We start from the raw sequence: 23,579 nt of genomic DNA on the forward strand, positions 1-23,579 counted from the left end.
TGCAATGTTACATCGCTATTGATTTTTTTACCCGCCAATCTCCACCAAAATCTTCGCATGACTCTTGTCGCTCATTAACAGCTCAAGCCCTTCCTGCACGATGTCGTCCAGTTTGATTTTCTTGGTGATGACCTGTTTCACATCGAGCGACCCTTCTGCAATCAATGAAATCACTTCAGGGAAAATGTGGCGATATGCCAGCGTTGCCGTTAGATTCGCTTCTTTGACCAGAAGATCGAAGAAGTTCACTTGAAGCGGATTTGGTATCGCAGCGATGACAACAACTTCTCCACCTTTTTTGACAACCGCAATGGCGCTATCCATCGTTGGTTGTACACCCGCTGCTTCATAAGCCACATCAATGCCACCCGATTGTTGCAAGATCACCTCTGTTGCATTAACTTTGCCACTGTTCACCGGAATCGCTCCCAGCTTGGCTGCCAAGTCCAGACGTTCCTCAAATACATCAACTGCATAGATCTCAGAGGCTCCTGCAGCTTTGGCAGACAGAATGGTCAATAATCCAATTGGACCTGCTCCATATACGGCTACTTTGTTCCCCACTTTCAGCTTGCTGTGACGAACCGCGTGAAAGGCTACTGCCGTAGGCTCTACGAGCGCGCCTTCTTCAAAAGATACGTTATCCGGTATGGGATGAACCATGTATGCTTCAACAACGACATACTCTGCAAAACCACCATCACCATTCAATCCAACAAATCCAAATTGAGTACATTGGTTGTAACGCCCCTGGATACAGTACTCGCATTTTCCACAATGGTACACTGGCTCTACCACAACTCGATCCCCTACACTGATACCGCTTACATTACTTCCCAATTCACTCACGATTCCTGCAAATTCATGACCCAGTGTCAGCGGTGCTTTCTGTCCTGAGAGCGGATGATTCTCGCCTTCTTGAATCCCCACACCATGATGATAAGCATGCAAGTCACTGCCGCAGATCCCCGCATATTCCACTTTGATTTTAACCTGACCCGCTTGAGCAACCGGAACTTCCCGCTCTTCCACACGCACGTCTTTATGGGCATACCATACTGCTGCTTTCATGAAGTTCATCCCCTTTATATGATTGTCTATATAAGTTGAACTAGACATGTTACACCTAATTAAGCTGGTTGCAGTACCATCTTTCGATCGCTCTTATCCCCAGATTTTCTTCATTTCCTTGATCCAAGGGAAAAATCCGGTGATAAAGGCGCACGCTCTGCTTCTTCAGATTGGTTCTGCACTCTGCGTTTCTGGTGTAAAAGAAAGGTTCTACTTATATAGTAAAAAACTATAACGCTTGTCTATATATTATATCGCTGTTCATGTATTATTCATATTTATAGATACTAATGTTAACATTAGTTGTATTAATGCTAAACGGAGATGAAATCATGAATCTGGAACAGCTCGAATATGTCGTTGAAATTGCGAAGACGCAATCATTCTCCGCCGCCTCGGAGCATCTACATGTCACACAATCGGCGATCAGCCAATCGGTTCATCGTCTGGAGAAAGAATTGGGTATCATCCTGTTCGAACGCTCGCGGCAGGGAACTCATCCCACTCCCGAAGGCAAACAATTCATTGCCAAGGCACTGGACATTTTACAGCGGATTGATGAATTGAAATCCCTGAACGCAGAAGCCTCCTCTCTTAGCGGAGAGCTTCATGTGGCTACTTTTCCAAGTGTCATGCCCTATCTTGTCCAGTCTGCTGCGGATATGAAGCGTGAGCACCCGCAACTTAACATCTCCATTGAAGAGAAAGGGTCCATGGAAATTATCGAGGATATTCGCAATAACAAAACCCATCTGGGCTTTATCGCGATCTATGCCAAACAATTGCGGGAATTCGATGGACTTCACTTCAGTCCCATGTACTCGGGTAAGCTGGTAGTTGGTACGCATCACCTGTCTGAACTTGCCAAGCACAGCCGTGTATCACCTGATCAATTAAAAGAATACAAGCTGGCACTCTATCGAGATGGTTTCATCGAAGACTTCATCAAGGAATTCACCTATGATTATGGACCTCTGTCCATTCTGTTTAAAACAAATAATTCAGAAGCCATCAACATGGTGTTAAGAAACGATATTGCCGCCACGATTGGTCACGACTTTTCCTTTCACCAAAACCTCTTATGGAAAGAAGGTCTGGTGAAGATGGTGGAGATCGCTGGAATCGATCAACCCAAAATGCAAATCGGCTTCGTACAGACGGAGTCCAAGGAGGCCGCCGTAGCCGCAGAACGATTCGCCCAACGCTTCAGACAGGCGATAGAGCTGGATCATTTAAAAGTTTAAATCTAAAAAAGTGCTCCACCCTTTGAAGGAAGTTTGGGATGAACACCAACTTCTCCAAGAGCGGAACACTTTTCTAACTACTTTTTGCGTTACTATTACTACACCTTACTCAAACTATACTTTAACTTTACGTACGGCTTCACTCATCTCGTTCGTCTGCTGCTCCAGCATTGTGGAGGTCTGCGCCACCCTGTTGAACATGGCCGATTGTTCACGCATCAAGCGATAGATTTCATCCGAATGATCCGACACACCAGCTGATATCTGCGAGATCGTATTGACGGAGGCTGCAGCCTCTTCCGATCCTGCCGAGATTTCCTCTGCCGCAGCGGAGACTTCCTGAATGCGGCTGGTCACCAGTTGGAACGCATCAACTACATGAGCGAAAGCTTGCTCCGCTTCTGCGGTAATCGTAACACCTTGTCCAATCTCGGTTGCAGTAACCCCCATCTGTGAGCCAATCTGCTGTGATTCTTGTTGAATACGAAGCAACAAGTCGGAGATCCGTTCCATGGATGTGCTTGAGGCCTCAGCAAGCTTCCGAACTTCATCCGCCACAACCGCAAAACCTTTGCCGTGTTCTCCTGCATGTGCTGCCTCTATGGATGCATTAAGCGCAAGCAGCTTCGTCTGACTCGCAAAATCACGAACCGTGTGCAGGGCACCACCAATTTCCTGGGAGTAATTGTTCAGCACCTGGACCATCGCTACAACTTCACTTGAGACATTTGAGATGCTCTCCATCTGTGTTTTCATCAGTGTCATGCTCTGTTTACCGGACTCCGCCGTAGAAAGCGCACTTGTTGCCGCATCCGATACAACCATCGAGGATTCGGAAATATCCGTTATGCCTTTTGCAATCTCTTCCATCGCATGCGCGCTATCGCTTGCACCCTGCTTCTGCGTATGTGCACCCTGCCTAATCTGTTCGACAGATTGATCAACCGTCTTGCCCATCTCAAGCATCTCTTCGGTACTGCGATTAAATTCCTTCGTTGATTCCGATAAAATATCTGTGGTTACTGCTACGCCTTCAACCATGTTACTCACAATCTTATTCAAGTTACCGGACATATGTATCATCGCTTGATATGTGGTTCCAATCTCATCTTCACTCCGCAAACGATATGACGTCAAAATTTGATTCGCTTCTGCAAGCTCACCCTGTGCCATTTTTTCCACACTCGCCTTCAGCGGTTGAAGTGGTCGCAGTCCTCTTACGATAAACCACATGACAACAGCAATGCCTATAAGCGTAATTAGTAGCAATAAGGCATAGAAGGGAATACTCGATTTCATAATATCCGATTCAATGCTTCCGATGACCGATACCGCCGTATCGATACCAATTACACCTGTTACAGCGCCATTACTATCCAGCATGGGAGCGTAAGAGGAAATATAGTCGCCGTACTCCTCATTGTTAATAATCGAAGAACTGGCTGTTTGCCCCTGCAACAGCTTCTGCACAGCCTCTTGAGGGACATCCGTTACTTCATTAATAGGCGAGGCTTTATCTGTATCCTTCATGCCGTCCACCATAATAAGTGGCGTACCTTTGTCATCTATTTTGACGAAATACACATACATTGCACCAATGCTTACGCGAAAGTCATCCAATTCATCACGAATCTTCACGAATTCGTCATTCTCCTTGGGGTCCTTGGCAAACTCGGCATAAGATGCTGTATCCAGCTGATTCACATAACTCTGAGCAATCTGGATGTTGTAACTCGAAATGGCCTTCTGCGCAGCTAGTTTCATATTGGCCACCTGTAACAGCATGCTTCCAACGGCTATAATCGTAATGACCAGTGTGACTACTGCAACAATGCGCACCACCAAACGTTTTCTAAAAAAACCAATCATCCGCTCCTCTTCCTCTCCCGTGAACCCAAGCCTTTTTGACTAGGCGCTACCCAAAAAACGCATGCTTGAAGCACTATGTATGGGAAAATAGTAAACGAATATGTCGAATTAGGCAAGAAAATATTGGGTTAATATAAAAACGCTATCATGGCCGTGGTAGCTTTGTTCATTGGATCAGTATTAGGAGTTTTGTGTATACACTATTGAGTTAATAGGGATCTCGGATTGTCTTATTGATTTACCAACGCATATTCCAATGCTTTTTTTATTCATTAACGAACTTGAGATTTGTATTGAAACCACTTCTATTGAAAATTCTTTATTGTCAGGTGTTCGTACAAATATATAATTATTGATTCGCTTTTTAATTTGATCATGGCTCAGATTATCAAGATCAGGATTAATTCCCACTAAAATAGTGCCATGTTCTGACGATTCAAAAATATCTCCAACATTCATTAATTTATACATAATTACAATCCCTTCTCCTTCTATCTATGTTGAATATAAAGTTCGTTTTTTACATCCTTTACACGGAGATCTGCATTTTTCAATCTCGTAATCGCATCTCTGAGTAGTGTTATTCTCTCTACAGAAGTTAACTCTGGGGCAAATCTCGCTGCTCTTATACTGGCTTGTGCTTCGTCCAACGCAAAATTTCGCGCATACGTTGCATCATCAAGATTATATAATTCGAAAGCTCTTCCGCTTTTATACGCTTCATAATGTCCAATAATCTCATGAGCTATAGTAGCTCTACCCGAAACACGTGTATTCGCACTTAATGTGCCTATTCCAAGAGACTCTGCTGGTAAAACATCTGTATTGATATACAGTCTGTCATACATCATACCGGTATTCCAATGTTCTCGAAATACTATATTCTCTTCCGGAAAACCTAATCTTACAGAGTAACTAACCAATTCAGTTTTCTGAGCATCTGTTAGTTCTATTTCATTTCATAAACCATCAGATGAAATTTGTCGATAATCCCCTGTCCCCGCCTCTTTTTCCTTCTCCAGATATTCGGAAAACTTAGAGGTTTCTCTCACCTTTTTACTCTCAGCAATGTTATCTAGAACTCGAAGGCGTTGATCTTGAAGTCCATTAAAGCCACCTGTTAACTGCCCTGTACCAGGCGGACGATTGAATGAATTAATCTTCGCACCGCCTCCTGACGAAGTCAGAAGATTATGCGGCTTGATCATCGTGGAAGCATAACCCCCTCCAACCATTAGACCTCCCAACCCAATCATATTCGCCCAGTGTTCACTGGACCAGGCATTGGTCGGAAAGGTGGCTTCCCGTATCGTTCCATGGATACCAAACGTGAGCCAGTTGGCAGCATCATTCGGAGAGTTGAATGCTTTATCCGCCCTGTCTACATACCCCTGAACAAGACCACTTGGAATACCAAATGTCCAATAATCCAGAAATCCACCTACACTATCATAACGCTTTTGATATCGATCATCCGCAGATTGCATAAAGGCTTGTCCCAATTCGACTAAACTGTCAGCAGACTTCTGAAAAGCATTACGTGTATCGGCTAATGGTGCCCTGCATTCATCCGGCGGTGGTGGTACGCAATTCACATCATAGGATTGTACAGCTTCCTGATCAGCAAGTCTGAATTTTTCCGCATGCCCTTCGAGCTCCTTGGCGATGGATAAGGATAGTGAAACAAAGTCATCCATCACCCGCTGCACAACCATAAAATCAATATAAAACCTTTCCTTCGTGCTACCATCCCACTGCCTTTCGATTTCGAATAAATGTTGTTTCAAGATGTTATTCATCTGAAAAACCTGATTCTGAGCTGCTGCAAATTGTTTCGAAACAGATATCAACTGTTCAGGTGTTACTTTTATTGTTGTCATGTGAGACCTCGTTCTAAATATATTTCGTTGTTACACGAATATTTGTTGTTTAGAATGCTATAAGTTTTATATGTACAGATGGGCTTTTATTATAAAGTGAACACAGATCATTTCGTAGAGACTGTCGGTTTATTTATCTAGTTCGTATTACCCCTAATTTGTCCTAGATATAACAAAAACAGATCTTCCAGTTCCGAAATAAGATCGTTCCTTTAGTGCATACAAAAAAACACCCCGGCGCAAGCGCCGAGATGTCATGTTGTTCTATATTTGCATACTACCCATCCATACTAAACTGTTCGTCCATTCGTCCTTCTGAATCGAATCAGGGACCAGATAATCAGCAACGCGAGTACGGCAAGACAGATGCTAATGCTGAACCGATTACCCTCATCAAACACAAACATCACCGCAATCACACTGAGACATAGTACCACGACTCCGGTTATATAAGGGAATCCCCAAACTTTGAAGGTCGGTTGAACCGGATATCTCTTCCGCAATTTCAACTGTGATGAGGCAATACAGATCCACACAAGGATTACGACAAACCCCGGAACGGCGAGCAATACACGGAACAGTTGATCCTGCGCGAATAGACCAAGCATAGAACCTCCGAGCAATACAACCGCGCATACCAGCAAGGTATTAACCGGGCTACCGCTGCGATTTGTCTTTGACAATGCCTTCGGAGCTTCCCCGCCCACTGCCATGGAGTGCATCATCCGGGATGCACCATAGATCCCTGAATTCGCAGCAGACAGAACTGCCGTCACCAAAATAAAGTTCATTATGTGTGCTGCTCCCGGCAGTCCCGTGGAGGCAAGCACTTGTACAAACGGACTGCTTTCCGGCCCAATCTCATTCCACGGGATAAGACCACAGATGATGAGAATCGGCAAGGTGAAGAACAGAATAATTCTGAGCATAAAATTGCCCACGATTTTGGGCATCACTTTTTCTGCATTTTCCGTCTCGGTCAGGGTCAGACCAATCAGCTCCGATCCCCCATAAGAGAACATGACCACAAGCAGTGCCGAGAAGATCGATGACCAACCGTTCGGGAAGAACCCTCCCGCTTGCGTGTAATTTTGCAGATATGGCGTGTTGTCACTTGGGATAATGCCAAAGATCAACCCTGCACCCAGGAAGATAAAAATAATGATCATGGCAATTTTGATCCCGGCCAGCCAAAACTCAAATTCCCCGAACACACCTACACTTAACAGATTAACCAGTATAATGAACGCCGCACAAGCCAGACTCAGCATCCACAGCGGTACTTCTGTGAACCAATACTGCAAAAAGCTCCCGGCAGCAATCACCTCAATGACACATACCGATAACCATAGAAAGCAATACATCCATCCCATAACAAAGGATACTCGGCTACCAAATGCTTCCTGCACGAAGTCTTTCATATTTTTGTTCTTGTACACCGTAGCCATCTCCGCCATCGCGGCCATAACAACCAGCAGCAATAATCCGGCAAAAATGTACGTGACAATAACGCCCGGACCTGCGAGTCCAATCGTCTCTGCACTGCCTTTGAAAATTCCTGTTCCAATGACACCACCCATAGCCATAAAACTGATGTGTCTTGGTTTAAGCTTCTTCTGTAGTGTTCCTTCTGTCTGAGCCAATTCAAGTCCTCCTGATGTAAAAAACGTCTGTAATGCTGTCTTGTTTCATAGACATAATGTCCAGTATACCCTATTGTCCATCAATCAGCCCAGAAGTTCCTTATGGCCAATTCATCCCAAACATTTATGAACATAACCTATGTTTTATACCCCACAATGGCACGGAGCAATCTGTGTACAATCCAGGTTAGCAAACTGTACACTGCCCCATAGATGAACCAAGCCCCTATGTTACTACCCATTGTTGAAAGATCACTCGCGATATACAACAAAGGCAGCATAAAAGATATAACCAGCGCTCCCAAGAGTCTACACCAATTGGCAAAATAACTGCATACTCCAAGCACCACAGCAATTATTGGACATAACACCAAGACAGCAAACAGCGGATTCATATGATCGAACCACCAATATATCATGCACGACTCCCTCCACATTCTTCGTCACAAGGCCACGTTGCTTTAATGCTGTATTATTGAGTTTATTCTACTCTTTTTCCAACTTTTAAAATGTACGATATGTTGCAAAATAAAAAAACCAGCATCCTGTAAAAAAACAGAATTCTGGTTTCTCATGCGATTCCACTTAGATTGTTTTTGTCATAAACGTGCTGTTCGGGTCCAATATATAATCTGCGAATGGTTCGCAATATTCGAATCCGAAGTCTTCGTACAGCTTCCGTGCCGGGATAAACGAATCCATCGAGCCCGTCTCCAGACTGATTCGCTTATAACCACGATCTACTGCAACGTCCATAATATGAGCCAAAATTTTTCTCGCTACGCCTTTTCTCAGATGAGCCGAAGCGGTACGCATCGATTTCAACTCTGCATGCTCTGGATCAAGTTCTTTGATGGCCCCGCAGCCGAGCAAGTCGTCTCCTTCCCAAGCACACCAGAATGTAATTTCGGGCTTCTTGAGTCCATCCAGATTCAACGCATGAATACTCTCTGGAGGCGAATCGGCTGCCATCCCTTGCAAGTGCTCTGCAATTAAAGCCTTAACTTGTCCTCCACTCAAATCATCCACTTTAATCTCCAAAACGTATCACTCCTGCCAACATTTTTAGTGTATCTGTCACTGAATATATATCAATTATTTCATCTTACTACCGTGTCAGGTTTTATGACAAGAGGTTACTTATATCCACTGAAATACGTTATTGTAGTTCACCTATAATTTCCAGTATGATGAGGCTATCAGATGCCAAAGGGGCGAGGTCTATTGCGAAATATACATAGAGTTAAACGTGGAACTAAGGTGAAGCAAGCTTAACTTAATTTAAAGGAGACCCCTATGACACTGACAACGGACAACCTGTTTTATAGCAAACGATTAAAGATGACGCCACCACGCCCTGAAGACGTGCAGACCATGCTGCAATGGAACGAAGACCCGGAGTACCTTCGGAATGTGGATACTGATCTGGCCATTCCCTATTCAGAGAAACAGTTGGAAGATGAGGGCGAAACGAAGAACAAGGAAGTTTACTTCAGACTTCGCACGCATAAAGAGGATATGCTGATTGGTTTTGTCGTCATTCATAGCATTGAATGGAACAACCGCTGCGGCCAGCTCGCCATTGGCATCGGACTTGCCGAACATCGCAACAAGGGATATGGCACGGAAGCGTTGAATCTTATTTTACGATATGCGTTCCACGAGATGAATCTGGACCGGGTTGGCCTTGATGTCATCGCCTACAATGCCAAAGCAATCCGTTCCTATGAGAAGGTTGGTTTTCAGTTGGAGGGTCGGGCACGCTCAGCTGTATATCGTGATGGTAAGCGTTATGACCGCTTGATGATGGGAATCCTAAGACCAGAATGGGAAACACACAATCAGATCCATACGGAGGGTGAACAAGTATGACCAAGAATGCAGAAGTTACTGCGTTTATTGAACAGATTCAGATCCCTTGGCAAATACAAGTCTCTGAACAATTGCGCGAGTTAGTGCATGATACCATCCCTGATGTAGAAGAACGCGTGCAATACAAGAAACCTCATTTTTTGAAAAACGGAAAGTATGCTGCGGTCATCTCGCCATCCAAACAGGCCGTGTCTTTCACCATCTTCCATGCAACCGGACTTGATCTACCCGATGGGATCTTCGAAGGCCCGGAAGAACGCAAAACGATCAAGCTCAAGGAAAAAGATACACCCGATTATGAATGGTTGGCTGGTTTGTTAAAGCAGGCATCTGCGGACTTGTAGACGGATGTAGTGAAGAGGCACATACGCCGAAGTAGTAACTTAGGTAGTAATGTGCGGAACGTATGGTTTGGGCCGTAATGTGCCGGTGGTATGTATGGGGTGAATTTAGGTTTAGGGTTAGGTTTGTGGCAAGCGCTAACGAATCGGACACACCTTATGTCGCAGTTTTACAAACATATGAAATTCTAACGAATCTCAGCAGTCTTATTACAGACAAAACCTCCGATTTGCTTCATAAAAACCTACCAATAGAAGCAATAACGTGGCTACGATTCGTTAGAATACTACACTGCTGCATATTCGCCCAATAAGACGTGCCAGGTTCGTTAGACTATGTAAGAACGACAAACTGCCTCTGCACGTAGAAAAAACAACCCATTGTCTCTCTGGTGACTAAATAACATAACCTGATAACTGTAGCAGAAGTCCCCATCCATCCTGCGCAGGGCAAAGGGGCATCCCATGAAGTTCCAAGAACTTCGGGATACCCCTTGGTTATAGTCTGTCTACTACTGTCATTCCAACCTTAACAGCGGTGTAATATTATAATAAGATAACTGCTTATAATTACTTAATAGCTCATACTAGCTTCCACCATCAAGATTGCTGGTACGATACGGCGGTCATCTGGCACGGCTCACATATGAACATGTAATACATGCCCTCACCATATTCCTCTACCTCACCCCAATCCAATTGTGCGACAGCCTTCATTCTCGCGGAACAGCGTGGACATGGTGGGTACTCCGCATCCTGAACCCATCCCGGATGGCCGCCAATCTGAGATAGCGATGGCTCCATCGCCCACTCACTGGCATGGAATGCATGACGCGATGCATTCGCAATCCGAAACTGCCGGCCAACATCCGCTGCAAGTTTACCATAGTCGTCCAGGTCAATCTCGTCCATTCCCGCAGGCATGACATTATGTGAACTCCATAACGGTTCCCCTGCTGCGTCCAGCTCCATGTAAACCACACCGTAACTGCTGCATATCACGCATGTCTGTATCTGAAGTCTCTGGGCATGCCAAGACACGTCTTTCAGAGCGGGATGTTTAACATCCAGACTAATTAAGGTGGTTAACGCATTGCCACACCATGGACAGCCATTCTTGCTAGGGTTCAGCATCGAGAGTGAATTTCCGGTTGACTCCACGTTAGCCTCTTCATTCTCTTTTACTTTATAGAGTGAATAACTTGGGGTGGTGAATAATTCTCTGCGCTGCCCGTCTTTTGTAAGCTCCCAACCAGCTTCAGTGGTGTAGTGCTCTGGCGCCACGTACAATTCACTCGCCCAAGATGGCGGAGACTGTCTCCATTGTCGGAACTGCTGCACGACAACATCATCCCCGATATGGGCCAGCATGAGCAATATGTGATTTCGATTTTCATCATCGGTGTTCACCTGTTGCAACAGACGATCACGAACCTCACCCGAGGCACTTTTATACAAAATGGCAGGATAATAGATCTCCTGTTCCAGCAGCTCAGGAATTTCGGCAGTCAACGATATATCATGGTAGCAGACCAGATATACCAGAATGTCTTTGCCCGTATCTTCATTACGTGTACGAATCCGTTTCATCGCGTAATCCTTCATCTGATCTTGTTGCTCTACAGACAAAGATAGATATACCTGTTCCTCGGATTGTTCATAGGGTGTATAACGAATTAGTGGATCGCGAACCTGAGGTTTGTGCATGATTTTCAAAACTTCGACCGGGTCTGTGATACCTGCATACAGGTTCACGTCACATCGATTCGCTTCAATGTATCTCTGGCGCTCCTCGCGTTCCATCTCCTGCTTGCAAGGCATGCAATACCCACCTGTTCTCGCAGCCGTTGCTGGCAAAATGGTATTTGCACACCCCTCCCGTATACACGGAATTCGTTCTGTCATCTATAGGTACCCCCTCTGCATGTAGTGGCTATCATTGGAGTATATCATAGTAGGAATTGGCCTCCATTTAGAGAACGGATAGTCAATTAGGATGTTATCCGTTCCTGAGTTGCTTCCGTCGTCCCTTTCCCTATAAAACAGGCTGCCGTCAGCCCGATTACCAAGACAAAAGCAAGCATCAGAAACGTGAGCAGATAACTGCCGCTTCGCATGAATTGAATGGAGAGGATTGGTGCAATACTTGTACCGGCAAACAGAATAAACGTATACACTGAAACTGCAATTCCCCGTGACTTACCTCCAAGCTCACCCACCAAAGCTACCAAAGAAGGAACCGACACAGCGATCCCGGTCACAAAAAGTAAACTCATTAGGATAAGCAAAGATAAGTTGGTGAAGAAGCCCATACATGCGAGTCCAACCACCGCCATTGTAAGTCCTAATCGTAGAACCGAACGTACACCTAGTCGCTGAGTTAATTTCCCTGCAAAAGGCGAAACAAGCATGCCCAGTATACCTGCTGCACGAACGTACAAAATCTGCTGCGCACTTAATCCAAATTCAGGCCCGCTCAAATAACTACCAAGGACACTATACATGCTGACAAAGGACATCAGCAGAACCAGAGCCACCACGTAGCTCAACCGTAATTTGGGCTGTTTCAGTACAGTGCCGATCTGTAGAAGAGATTCCCAGATCGAAGTGTCTTTTCCTCGTTTGATCTCATCTCCCGGCAACAGTAACCAGACTACCAATGAAGTAATCAAGTACACAACAGCCAGCAAAACAAATAGTGTGCTCCACCCGTATTGCTGACTTATTATGCTGCTAATGATTTGGCCTACAATGCCAGCTACCAGAAATCCGGTACTGATGAATCCGATCGCCGTCACTCTACGATTCGCCGGATACATCTCCACAGCATACGCCAATGCAACCGGAGAAAAAGTGGCCGCAGCTGCCCCCTGTATTCCCCTCAACACAATAATCCAGGCAAAAGAATGTACCAGACCCAGCATGAATGAAACGAACGATAATATGAGCATGCCGATCAAAATCACTCTTTTACATCCATACTTGTCAGATATCGCGCCATACATTAAACACCCTACTGCAAACCCTAGCGAAAATATACTGCCCGCGCCCGAAGCCTGGGTTGGTGTTATTCCAAATTGATCAGCAAACACGGGGATGAGCGGAACTGTAACATATAGACTGGACATGACGACCAGACCAGACCAACATAAAATAATAGTCATGATGAGGTAATTTCTGGAGATAGCTCCAGTTTGCATTAATTTCGACATCGTACACCTCTATAAACTTTAGTATCAATCATTTTAGTTAGATAATCTAATTATATATCCAAAAAAAATTTATCTCCCCATACCCAGCCTCTTCTCTATGTTTGTATTTAATTTTAATAAAACCTTCTCCAATACGTCCCTTTCATCCGGCTCCAGGTCCTCCACGAGGGATTCACAGGTGGACCAGAACGAAGGTAACACTTTTTCTACCAAGTCCCTACCTTCTGGTGAGATGCGTACATGAACACTACGACGATCCCGGGCACTTGATTCCCGAATAATCCAGTTCCTTTTTTCCAACCAATCCAGCAATGCTGTGACAGATGCCCTGCGAATACCGAGACGTTCTGCCAATGTCGATGGCGTCACTTGCGTGTTCCCCTCATGCAGGGTTAAGAGTAGTAACAGATCAAACTTGCTCTCGGTAATATCATACTGATCCAGATTCAGATCCATGACATCCAGTATGTTATCGCCAAACCAAAGTGAGAGCAAACCTATATAGGCTAACTTTTGATCCGTACCTTTCGTTGCCGTCTTTTGCATCAGTTCTACATAGGGTTCAGGCCCCAACTTAGGGAGTGGTTCTGTTGTATGTTCCCTGTTATTTTTTCCTTTCATCGTGACCTCCGCCAATACTCGTTATATAATTAGATTATCTAACTAAATGTGATCTTATCTCAAATTACGAGAATTTACAAGTTCAAAATAGATCAGTTCATAAAAACACATCTATCCACTGCAAAAAAAGCACGCCACATCGTGACGTACTTGAATTTAAATTTGCAAACATTCGCTATCTCTAGCCGAGAAGTTGTACATCAGTGATGTCCCAACTGGTCCTTGGTGAATTCGTAAAAGGCAAGCGCATCTTCACTGCTGGCAAAGCCTGCCTGAGCCATCTTTTCACTGCCGCCACCTTTGCCATTGTAGGCTCCAAGATTGCCTTTGAAGAAAGGTCCACAAGCCCATTCAGACGGCTGTCCATTCTGTGCCAGAACAACTTTGGCCTCTGAGATACTGGCAAAGAGCACAAGGCCTTCATGTTCTGCCGTCAGCTTGGTAGCCAGGCTCTGCATATCCTTGAGCGATTTGTCTTCAAAGACCTGAGCAATCACCAGCCCTTGCCGAGCGGCCAGAAGTTCCTCCGCATAATAGGCATCGTTCGTTGTTTTCACTGCATTCAGCTCGGTTTGCAGCTGTTTTTGCTCCAGCTCCATTTTCTCAATACGCTCCAATAATTCGTCCTTGCTGGTCTTTAATTTAACCATGATACTATTGAGCACGTTTTGTGTGGATGTGAATTCATTCAGCGCCCTTGTTCCACATTTGAAATAAATGCGTGTGCCACCCTTCACTTTTTCGGTTTTCAACAGTTTGATGATGCCGATCTCACCTGTCGCGGACACATGGGTTCCACCGCAGGCGTTATACTCCACACCCTCGATCTCGACGATGCGAATGTCCTCCGTTACCGTAGGTTGCTTCACCAGTGGCAATTGTGCGGCCTCTTCTGCTGTAACCCAAGAGGTGTTGATGCAAGCGTTACGATAGATCTGACGATTCACTTCTTGTTCAATGGCAGTCAATTGATTCGCGCCCAGTTCAGGCGCAGCCACATCAATCGTGTCATACTCCGTTCCAAGATGGAAACTGAGCGTCATCGCTTCTGTCAGCTTCAAAGTGATTGCCGATAACAAATGCTGACCCGTATGCTGCTGCATATGATCGAATCTTCGCTCCCAATCCAGCTCACAATGTACCTCGTTCTGTTCAGGGGCGCGTTCCACCTTATGCCATACTTCACCATCTTCGATGTTCACATCCAGAACAGTGATGCCGCCAATTTGTCCCAGATCACAAGGTTGTCCGCCCCCATGCGGGTAAAAAGCAGTCTCCGCCAGCGTGACATATACGCCGTCTTCCTTGTCCACTTTGCCTGTAATCGTTGTATGCCACTCTCTTGTATAAGCAGAGTCATAATAGATTTTTTGCGTCATTGAATCATCCCGATCCCTTCTCGTTCAAATGGTTTTTACCGATCTGCACCTAACCTCCAGATTACACTATCTGGAACTGCGAATCCAATTTAAGGCACACGAGATCGCATCTCCATATCAAAAAGACCGCCCTGTAAGCCATGCTCCAGAGCGGTCTTTTTACCTATACCTTATATTACCCATTTCACTTTTAATGCATATCACATTTAAATGCTGACAGGCTCGACTTTACTTCATCGACTCGGACAACTCTGTGAAAATAACACCCAGCGCATACGCGCCAGCATCCGGGTAGCCCAGACTACGATCGCCGACAGTACCTGCTCGGCCCATACGTGCCACGATGTCTTCGGTTTTCTTCGCACCTTCAACGGCTGCTGCTGCACCTTTGGCAAATGCTGTTTTGAAGTCATCGCCAGACTCCGCACTTTGTGTCCAGGAATCGGCACACGGCACGAGCGCATCAATCAAGGTTTTATCACCTACAACGGCACCACGTCCGAAGGAACGCTCTCCAGTAGACTGAATCCCTTGTACAGCTGCATGGATCATCTCAGCGAATTCAGCAACGTTTAATTGCTGTTTATCCCCTACTGCTTTGCCAGCCGCACGGAATGCCGAACCCCAGATCGGGCCGGATGCGCCGCCACAATATTCCATAATGACCAAGGAACATGCATCCAGGAACGATCCGATGTCTTTTTTATCTTCGTTAATGATGTGATTCCATTCGCGTTTCAACTGGCGGAAGCCTTTTGCCACACTCATACCGAAATCGCCATCACCGGCATGGGAATCCAGTTCACAGAACGGTACCTCGTTCTTGATGATGATCTCACCCATTTTATCGATCAGATAGACGACATTGTCCAGTGAAAATTGATTGCCTTTGATTACCGCAGCTGATGCATCCGTCTCCACTTCGTAAGATACGGGAGCGTCTTCACCCACAACAGCTTCCAGTGCTTCGGAATACGCCACTTGTGCTACTGGAGGGCCAGACACTTTAAATGCAGGTGTATCACTTTCCTTGAACAACAGCGTTTTTAGTTCCTCATCCAGTTTCAGGATCGTAACCGATGCACCCGCCATATCGATACTTGTCATGTAGTTGCCTACAAACGTAGTAGCGACCTTCAGACCTGCATGTCCTGCAAGCTCACGCTGAACGGAATTGTTGAGCAGGTACAGTTCTTGCAGTGGCGTTGCACCAAAACCATTCACGAGCACCGCAATCTCAGCGGATGCATCCTTATCCAACTTCATATCTGCGAGCAATGCTTCGACCATACGTCCTGCCAATTCATCAGCCGATACGATTTTCTCCCGGCGAATCCCTGGCTCACCATGAATCCCTACGCCGAATTCCATCTCATCTTCAGCAATTTCGAATGTAGGCGTGCCTTTGGCGGGCACGGTACAGGATGTGAATCCAAAACCAATACTACGAACGTTCTGAGCTGCTTTCTCGGCAACGGATTTCACATCTGCCAGACTGCGACCTTCTTCTGCTGCTGCTCCAGCAATCTTATGAACCAGTACAGTTCCCGCAACGCCGCGACGTCCAACGGTATACAAGCTGTCTTGTACAGCGATGTCATCCTCAACACGCACATATTGTACGTCGATGCCATCTTCTTCAGCCAGATGCGCTGCATTCTTGAAGTTCATCATGTCGCCGCTGTAGTTCTTGATGATCAGAAGTGTACCCTTGTTGCTGGCTGTTGCTTTAATCGCTTGATACACCTGGATTTGGGAAGGAGATGCGAATACATCTCCACATACCGCTGCATCCAGCATGCCTTTACCGACATAACCAGCATGAGCCGGTTCATGTCCGCTGCCACCGCCACTGATAAGGCTGACTTTATCAGCCTGAATCTCTCTGCGTTTGATGACTTTATATTTTTTCAGAAATTCCAGCTCCGGGTGTGCAAGCGCAATCCCGTTACACATTTCCATAACAACATGTTCGGCTTGGTTAATAATTTTCTTCATTATTTGGCCTCCCGGCGAGCTGCTTTGTACTGCCGACCCATACGGTCAGCCGCTGCAATGGCAGCAGCCACTTCAGGAACGGTGATCGGGAACGGCATGGCGTGAATGGATTCTTCCGGAATACAAGCGATCTCGGCAACTTTCAACAGCTCTTCCTGACTAATCGTATCTACACCGATGTCCGCCAAGCTGATTGGCAGTCCCACTTCGAGACAGAAGTCCATGACTTCGTGCAGCTCTTCAGTAGGTGCATTTTCAAGAACGAGTTGTGCAATCGTACCGAAAGATACTTTTTCACCGTGGAAGAAATGATGTGTGCCTTCCAGAACAGTCAAGCCGTTGTGGATCGCATGTGCTGCGGCCAGACCACCACTTTCAAATCCAAGACCAGACAACAGAATGTTCGTCTCAACGATGTTTTCCAGCGCTTGTGTCACAACGTTGCTGTCACTCGCTACTTTTGCTTTTGCACCGTCAGTCAGCAGCATTTCATAACACAGTTTTGCCAGTGCAAGTGCCGCATTTGTACCTACTGCAGATGGTGTGTATCCTTCGCGGGAACCCATTGGCAGACTTGCGTTTACACGGGAATAGGATTTCGCTGTTGCTCTTGCTTCGAAGTATGTAGAGAGCGCATCTCCCATACCGGATACGAGGAAACGTGTTGGTGCATTGGCAATTACGGTTGTATCAACGAGAACCACACTTGGGCTTTGTTTGAAGTAAGCATAGTCATCAAAAGAACCATCCGGTGTATACAATACAGCGGAGTGACTTGTCGGTGCGTCTGTTGCCGCAATCGTTGGGCAGATGATCAGTGCTTCGCCTTCTGCTACACATTTAGCCGCATCAATGGCTTTACCACCACCAAGACCGATGGTAGAGTCACATCCTTTTTCCTTCGCGATCGCTTGCAGACGAGCAACTTCCTCACGGGAACATTCACCTTTAAAACCGCTTTCAACAAACGTAATATTGAATTTCTCCGCTGTTGCATCAAGCTTTGCTTTGACACGTTGTACATCATCCGGATGTGCAATCAGCAAGGCAGATTCTCCGAAAGATTTAACAAAGTACCCCAAGTTCAACAATTCGTCTTCGCCTTGTACATATTTGGTTGGACTGATAAATGCTTTTCTCATAATAATATATGCCTCCTAATGATATGAATGGGTGTAGTGATTACATCAAATTTTAATTTCTTACAATTGACCTTAATATAACGCATGAGCAGCAGGTTTACAGTGGACTTTGATAACAAATTATTATAATTTACAATCGTAATTTTTTGCTTTTTGGCACAATCATGGTATCTTATTGTCATGAGATGGTTGAATTTTGACCTCCCATTATACATTACCCGTCATCATTACATCTTAATATGTACAACTTGCTAACTTTTAACGGCCTAAATTATGATTCAGGTTAGCCTATGGAGGTTGCACCAATGATCAAACAATATCTGCATATCAACAAAATTCTCGACCTTAATAAATGGAAGCGTCTACAAGATTCTCTCGCAACAGTAACCAAACTGGCGATCCTCACCGTTGATTATAAAGGCATTCCCGTAACCAGTCACAGCAGCTGTCAGGCTTTCTGCCAGAATGTACGTAAAGACCCCGAGCTGCTTCCCTACTGCCAAAAATGTGATTCACGCGGTGGTCTGGAAGCGGTCCGGTTGAATGAACCTTATGTGTATTTATGCCATTTCAATATTATTGATATCGCGATTCCAATCACGATTGATGGCAAATATATCGGCGCCGTCATGGCAGGACAAGTGAAACTCGCCGATCCGGAAAAGGGTAGCGACTTGGAGCAAATTGTCACGTCCAAAAACGTACCCATGCATTCAGCCAAGCTGGAGGAATTAAAGGATGATTACGCCCAGCTGCCTGTGATGACCTATGAAGAGATTGTGAAAATCTCCAACATGTTATCCCTGCTCTGCAACTACATTGTGGAAGAAGCGCTAAACAAAAATCTGTTAGTTGAAATGTTCGAGAAAGCTTCAGGCAATCAGGAGTCTCTAAACCTCTCCACCATTCTGCCCGGGTACTCCATTCGTAATATCGAGTCGATCAAAAAAGAGATGACCAATGCGATTGCGGATGCCTATCTGAAGAACAGCCCAAGTGATGCGGAAAGCTCCAGTCCGGTGCTCCAGCCTGCTTTTGAATACATTCACAGTCACAAAAGCGAGCAAGTTTCGCTCAAACAAATGGCCGATCTATGCCACCTGAGTCCGAGTTATTTTAGCAGACTGTTTGCCAAGGAAACGGGTGAGAACTTCACCACCTACCTGGCAAAACTCAAGATAAAGTGGGCCAAGCAATTGCTGGAGGTCACCGACATGCCTGTCTCACAGATCAGTGATGAGCTGGGATTTAATGAATCGGGATATTTTATCAAAATATTCAAAAAGTTCGAGGAGATTACGCCTGCTCTCTATCGCAAATACCTCCAGGAGAAAATATAGGTTCACTGATACTTTTTTCGTATCAAAGATGAGGTTAAAAGATATTTCACCTATTAATCTGCCATTGCTACAATAGAGTCCAGATGACTTAGGGAGGCGACATGAATGGAATATCGCAAATTAGGAAACAGTGGATTAACCGTCAGTGAGATTTCACTCGGCAACTGGATTACGCATGGAGCGCAAGTCGAGGATGGAATAGCAGAAGCTTGTGTGCGAACCGCATTGGAGGCAGGTATTACCACATTTGATACCGCAGACGTGTACTCCAATACCAAGGCAGAAACCGTACTGGGACAGGCTCTTAAGGATGTAAGAAGAGAAAGTATTGAACTGTGCACCAAAGTCTGTCACCCTACTGGCTCAGGTCATAATGACCGCGGACTTTCACGTAAACACATCATGGAAGCCTGCAACGGTTCATTACAACGGTTACAGACTGATTATATCGATGTCTATTACGCTCACCGTTATGACTACAACACTCCGCTGGAAGAGACGTTTCTGGCATTCTCCGATCTGGTGCGTCAGGGCAAAGTTCATTACATTGGCGTAAGTGAATGGAACGCGGATCAGATTGCACGAGGAGCCGCTTTGGCGCGGGAACTTCATGTACCCTTTATTGCAAGTCAGCCCCAATATTCAATGTTATGGCGTGTGATTGAGCAAGAAGTGGTGCCTGCAAGCGACCAAGCAGGACTTGGGCAGATTACATGGTCTCCTCTGGCTCAGGGTATACTATCAGGCAAGTATGCGCCTAACGAAGCATTGCCCACCGGATCACGTGCAGCTGCTGAGGCAGGAGCACCCTTTTTCAATAAATTGGCTGGTCAGTGGTTACGTGAAGATGTTCTTACCGCTGTGCAACAGCTTGTTCCTTTGGCAAAAGAGATTGGTCTAACGCTCCCCCAACTCGCTGTGGCGTGGGTTCTTCAGCATAAGTATGTCAGTTCCGTCATTATCGGTGCATCCCGGCCCGAGCAGGTATTGGAAAATGTAAAAGCCTCCGGTGTGAAACTGGACTCTGCCATCATGACTCGTATCGACGAAATATTGAATCCATGGATTGAGCGTGATCCAGCCAAGACGGGATAGTTTCTTTTTTACTACTCAGACCATACTAAGTTGAACTAATCATTTACACGATAACGGAGAGGACAGAAAAAACCTGAAAAAGCGGAGCTAAAAGCTTTCTGCAAGAAAGCTACTTCGAAAGCATACACCTCGCCTTTATCACCAGATTTTCCCCTTGAGAAAAGGGATCGAAAAAATCTGGGGATAACAGCGATTGGAAGGTTGTTCTGTCATCGCAGTGTAAGTGTAAATAACCTTTAGTGCAACTCATATTCCCCCTCAACAATGCTCATAAAGCGGGAAACCACTTCCTGATTCATATCCGTCCGCCATGCCGTATACAACGGTACGGAGGGCGGATTTTCTTCTAATGGAAGAAAGACTACACCCTTCCGCTGGAACACATCCACCGAAGAAGGAACAATAGAAATGCCCATGCCCGCCGCAACGAGATTAACAATCGTATACATCTGAATCGCTTCCTGCGTAATTCGAGGGTCTACGCCATGCTCCCTGCAATAATCCAGAACGAGACGATGGAACGGAGAACCCAGATGCCGTGGGAATAAAATGAAATCTTCATCCGCCAGTTCTCGAATTGAAACTTGAGTCTGAGAAGCCAACGGGTGATGATCTGGCAATACGGCAATCAACGTTTCCATCTGACAGGGGCGGAACGAGACATGACGAGTATCTTCCTGATATCGCAAAAATCCAATATGGATCTGTCCGTCTTCCAGTGCCTGCAATTGTTGGGATGAGGTCATCTCACGCAGCGTCAATTCAATCTGCGGATACGCAGCACGAAATTTCCTGAGCACATCTACCATAATGCTCCCCGAAGCCGAATCCACGAAAGCTACGGTTATATGCCCGATGATACCCTGATCTGCCTTTTGTGTAAGCTGAATGGATCGATCGAGTTGGGCCAGGATAAGTCTGGCCTGTTCCAGAAAGACGGCACCTGCCGGGGTGAGACGAACCATTTTCCTCGTGCGCTCCAACAGCTTCACACCAAGCTCTTCCTCTAAATTCTGAATCTGTTGGCTCAGGGGTGGTTGTGTCATATTTAATTTCTCCGCTGCACGGTGGAAATGAAGTTCTTCTGCCACAGTGATAAAGTATCTTAACTTTCGGATATCCATAAGCCGATTGCGCATCCTTCCGTCTACCCTGTTAATTCATCTGTTCCTGAACCCAGATTGCCGACTCAGCCAGCATTGTCATTAATTCATTAAAGTCCACAGCAATCTCCCGCAGAGGAGTTTCCCCTGCATCGTGGATCAACATCAGCACCTTGCCTGAACTTTGATCCAGTATAGCCATACTTCCTTCACCAAATCCACCAATCGGAAAAGGCTGGAGGTCCGCTGGCAACTCGTATTCTTTCTCATATTCACGGTAGACTTCCAGAAATTCAGGATAAGCCCAGCTCAGTTCTTTCACCGAATACAAGGCAGGGTCGCCGAAATTACATGCACCGAATTCAAGCAAAAGTGCGCGATACGCTGCGGGCAGTTTTACATTGTGCTTTTGCTCAAAATCCTCAATGTTCTGTTGCGTTTCAGGAGTACACCCATCTCCCATTGTCGTATCGTAGGCTTTTACCAAAAGATCACGAATCGGTTCCAACTCTATTGACGTCACTTGAACTCCCCCTTTTAGGTACCTTTCCCAACTGATCAGCCGTTGTGAATTCAATAGTTCTGCTTGAAGTGCAACACCTTACCCAAAAAAGAGTCGAATATTAAAATCAACTTGTTATCTCACCTGTTTACGCAACTCTTGATCCAGCCATTCCAGTGCTGCACGCAGCTTATCCTGGGGAATTTTCTCATAACGATCACCCGTAGACAATTCAAAGGCGCAGCTGTTCCCACTTGTTTTGTTCAGATATGAAGTCATTCCTATGCCATACTGCTGAGCCATTTGCACAAGAATGGGTTCAACTTCGGCAGCAGCGAGCTCAAAGTGTACATGGAACATATTCGATACCGGTACCTCGGGTAAAGTATGTATCCCGTGACACGCATTCAGTAGGGAGGCGAGTTCTTGAGCCTGCTCGTAATACAGCTCCATTTTGCCAATCCGTTCATTGTAATAATACTGAGAACTCAGAATATACGGATACAGGCCGATCAGATCTCCGCCGTGCCGCCGTTTCCATACTTTAGACTCTTGCATCACATCCGTGTCGCCGGCCAATATGGCCCCCGCAATGCCTCCAATGCCTTTGTAAAAGGACACATACACCGTATCAAACAGACTGCAAATCTCCGCAGGTGTTTTCTGATAATAGGGAGTAATCTCAAACAGGCGTGCCCCGTCCAGATGCAGCTTAATCCCGCGTTCACGGCAATAAGCCGAGATCGCTTCCAGTTCTTCATACGCCGGCAATTGCCCACCAATCTCGCGTTGCGGAAGTTCCAACAGCAGACAGGCAATGTCCTGATCAAGCGCTTGTACATCTTCCAAACGAATCAAGCGATCCTTGTCCGCAAGTAAAATTGATTCAATCTGATGCAACTCTTTCAGTCCGTCTTCCTCATGGATTTCAAGATGACACAGAGGGTGATAAGCTACTCGCTTTATCCCTTTGCGGTCACACCAAATCCGTAATGCAATCTGCTGCGCCATCGTTCCACTTGGGAAAAACACCGCCGATTCCTTGCCAAGAACGTCAGCCATCTGTTGCTGAAATTCTTCAATGAGGGGGCCGTTGCCGTAGTGGTCACTAAACAACTCCCCATCGATCTGCTCCAGTACGTTCTGAAGTACCTTCACTTGGCGACTGCCGTGACCGCCTACAATAAAGTCTGACTGATTAAAGGCATCAGCCAACGTTAAAACAGTATCCTCCAAAGTCATTCACTCCTTTATAATGTGTGTTCAA

22 protein-coding genes are annotated in these 23,579 nt (G+C 45.7%); 5 read left to right on the plus strand and 17 right to left on the minus strand.

Annotated elements, in window-relative coordinates:
• Positions 1 to 27: 27 nt before the first annotated feature.
• Complete coding sequence (locus MHI14_RS26340; RefSeq protein ID WP_341131603.1) at positions 28 to 1,071, minus strand: 2,3-butanediol dehydrogenase; 1,044 nt, start codon at positions 1,069 to 1,071, stop codon at positions 28 to 30.
• A 332-nt stretch (positions 1,072 to 1,403) separates the two neighbouring features.
• On the opposite strand from MHI14_RS26340, the gene MHI14_RS26345 reads away from it, so the two are divergent.
• The gene (locus MHI14_RS26345; RefSeq protein WP_341131604.1) at positions 1,404 to 2,315 is read left to right on the plus strand and encodes a LysR family transcriptional regulator; all 912 of its coding nucleotides are present in this window, start codon (positions 1,404 to 1,406) and stop codon (positions 2,313 to 2,315) included.
• A gap of 114 nt (positions 2,316 to 2,429) precedes the next feature.
• Here the strand turns inward: MHI14_RS26345 and MHI14_RS26350 are convergent, their stop codons facing one another.
• From MHI14_RS26350 to MHI14_RS26380, 7 genes are all read right to left on the minus strand, one after another.
• The gene (locus MHI14_RS26350) at positions 2,430 to 4,184 is read right to left on the minus strand and encodes a methyl-accepting chemotaxis protein (protein ID WP_249911765.1); all 1,755 of its coding nucleotides are present in this window, start codon (positions 4,182 to 4,184) and stop codon (positions 2,430 to 2,432) included.
• A 180-nt stretch (positions 4,185 to 4,364) separates the two neighbouring features.
• On the minus strand, positions 4,365 to 4,655 hold the full coding sequence (locus MHI14_RS26355; RefSeq protein ID WP_249911766.1) for a hypothetical protein: 291 nt from the start codon (positions 4,653 to 4,655) through the stop codon (positions 4,365 to 4,367).
• A 20-nt stretch (positions 4,656 to 4,675) separates the two neighbouring features.
• Complete coding sequence (locus MHI14_RS26360; RefSeq protein WP_341131605.1) at positions 4,676 to 5,032, minus strand: hypothetical protein; 357 nt, start codon at positions 5,030 to 5,032, stop codon at positions 4,676 to 4,678.
• 111 nt (positions 5,033 to 5,143) lie between these two features.
• Complete coding sequence (locus tag MHI14_RS26365) at positions 5,144 to 6,064, minus strand: WXG100 family type VII secretion target (protein ID WP_341131606.1); 921 nt, start codon at positions 6,062 to 6,064, stop codon at positions 5,144 to 5,146.
• 290 nt (positions 6,065 to 6,354) lie between these two features.
• The gene (locus MHI14_RS26370; RefSeq protein WP_283945629.1) at positions 6,355 to 7,707 is read right to left on the minus strand and encodes an amino acid permease; all 1,353 of its coding nucleotides are present in this window, start codon (positions 7,705 to 7,707) and stop codon (positions 6,355 to 6,357) included.
• Positions 7,708 to 7,844: 137 nt separating this feature from the next.
• The gene (locus MHI14_RS26375) at positions 7,845 to 8,126 is read right to left on the minus strand and encodes a hypothetical protein (protein WP_341131607.1); all 282 of its coding nucleotides are present in this window, start codon (positions 8,124 to 8,126) and stop codon (positions 7,845 to 7,847) included.
• 166 nt (positions 8,127 to 8,292) lie between these two features.
• Positions 8,293 to 8,748 (minus strand): GNAT family N-acetyltransferase, encoded by a 456-nt coding sequence (locus MHI14_RS26380; protein WP_249911769.1) that lies wholly within the window; start codon positions 8,746 to 8,748, stop codon positions 8,293 to 8,295.
• 255 nt (positions 8,749 to 9,003) lie between these two features.
• Here MHI14_RS26380 and MHI14_RS26385 point away from each other — a divergent pair, with 255 nt between their 5' ends.
• A complete protein-coding gene (locus MHI14_RS26385) occupies positions 9,004 to 9,579 on the plus strand; it encodes a GNAT family N-acetyltransferase (RefSeq protein ID WP_206105806.1) in 576 nt (191 codons plus the stop codon).
• Positions 9,576 to 9,923: a DUF1801 domain-containing protein gene (locus MHI14_RS26390; protein ID WP_133386491.1), complete on the plus strand. Its 348-nt coding sequence runs from the start codon at positions 9,576 to 9,578 to the stop codon at positions 9,921 to 9,923. The genes MHI14_RS26385 and MHI14_RS26390 overlap by 4 nt, the downstream gene beginning before the upstream one ends.
• Before the next feature lie 597 nt (positions 9,924 to 10,520).
• Here the strand turns inward: MHI14_RS26390 and MHI14_RS26395 are convergent.
• From MHI14_RS26395 to MHI14_RS26420, 6 genes are all read right to left on the minus strand, one after another.
• Positions 10,521 to 11,825 carry a DUF1963 domain-containing protein gene (locus MHI14_RS26395; protein ID WP_133386490.1) on the minus strand — a complete coding sequence of 435 codons (1,305 nt, stop codon included), beginning with the start codon at positions 11,823 to 11,825 and terminating at the stop codon, positions 10,521 to 10,523.
• 86 nt (positions 11,826 to 11,911) lie between these two features.
• Positions 11,912 to 13,084 (minus strand): MFS transporter, encoded by a 1,173-nt coding sequence (locus MHI14_RS26400; protein ID WP_341131608.1) that lies wholly within the window; start codon positions 13,082 to 13,084, stop codon positions 11,912 to 11,914.
• A 117-nt stretch (positions 13,085 to 13,201) separates the two neighbouring features.
• Complete coding sequence (locus MHI14_RS26405; RefSeq protein WP_133386488.1) at positions 13,202 to 13,753, minus strand: MarR family winged helix-turn-helix transcriptional regulator; 552 nt, start codon at positions 13,751 to 13,753, stop codon at positions 13,202 to 13,204.
• Between the two features lie 200 nt (positions 13,754 to 13,953).
• Entirely contained in the window at positions 13,954 to 15,132 is a 1,179-nt protein-coding gene (locus MHI14_RS26410) for an alanyl-tRNA editing protein (protein WP_133386487.1), read from the minus strand.
• Positions 15,133 to 15,360: 228 nt separating this feature from the next.
• Complete coding sequence (gene dhaK, locus MHI14_RS26415; protein WP_289391231.1) at positions 15,361 to 17,130, minus strand: dihydroxyacetone kinase subunit DhaK; 1,770 nt, start codon at positions 17,128 to 17,130, stop codon at positions 15,361 to 15,363.
• Positions 17,130 to 18,272 (minus strand): glycerol dehydrogenase, encoded by a 1,143-nt coding sequence (locus MHI14_RS26420; RefSeq protein WP_289391230.1) that lies wholly within the window; start codon positions 18,270 to 18,272, stop codon positions 17,130 to 17,132. The genes dhaK and MHI14_RS26420 overlap by 1 nt, the downstream gene beginning before the upstream one ends.
• A 305-nt stretch (positions 18,273 to 18,577) precedes the next feature.
• Here MHI14_RS26420 and MHI14_RS26425 point away from each other — a divergent pair, with 305 nt between their 5' ends.
• Positions 18,578 to 19,612 (plus strand): PocR ligand-binding domain-containing protein, encoded by a 1,035-nt coding sequence (locus tag MHI14_RS26425; protein WP_341131609.1) that lies wholly within the window; start codon positions 18,578 to 18,580, stop codon positions 19,610 to 19,612.
• Positions 19,613 to 19,717: 105 nt separating this feature from the next.
• Positions 19,718 to 20,707 (plus strand): aldo/keto reductase family protein, encoded by a 990-nt coding sequence (locus tag MHI14_RS26430; RefSeq protein WP_341131610.1) that lies wholly within the window; start codon positions 19,718 to 19,720, stop codon positions 20,705 to 20,707.
• Between the two features lie 236 nt (positions 20,708 to 20,943).
• Here MHI14_RS26430 and MHI14_RS26435 read toward each other — a convergent pair whose 3' ends face one another.
• The 3 genes from MHI14_RS26435 to MHI14_RS26445 all read right to left on the minus strand — a co-directional run bounded on the left by MHI14_RS26435 (position 20,944) and on the right by MHI14_RS26445 (position 23,548).
• On the minus strand, positions 20,944 to 21,831 hold the full coding sequence (locus MHI14_RS26435; RefSeq protein ID WP_289391227.1) for a LysR substrate-binding domain-containing protein: 888 nt from the start codon (positions 21,829 to 21,831) through the stop codon (positions 20,944 to 20,946).
• Positions 21,832 to 21,862: 31 nt separating this feature from the next.
• Entirely contained in the window at positions 21,863 to 22,333 is a 471-nt protein-coding gene (locus tag MHI14_RS26440; protein WP_341131611.1) for an SMI1/KNR4 family protein, read from the minus strand.
• A gap of 114 nt (positions 22,334 to 22,447) precedes the next feature.
• Positions 22,448 to 23,548 carry a threonine aldolase family protein gene (locus MHI14_RS26445; RefSeq protein WP_341131612.1) on the minus strand — a complete coding sequence of 367 codons (1,101 nt, stop codon included), beginning with the start codon at positions 23,546 to 23,548 and terminating at the stop codon, positions 22,448 to 22,450.
• Between the last annotated feature and the right edge of the window lie 31 nt (positions 23,549 to 23,579).

This window comes from Paenibacillus sp. FSL K6-2393, assembly GCF_038002545.1.
Lineage (GTDB): Bacteria > Bacillota > Bacilli > Paenibacillales > Paenibacillaceae > Paenibacillus.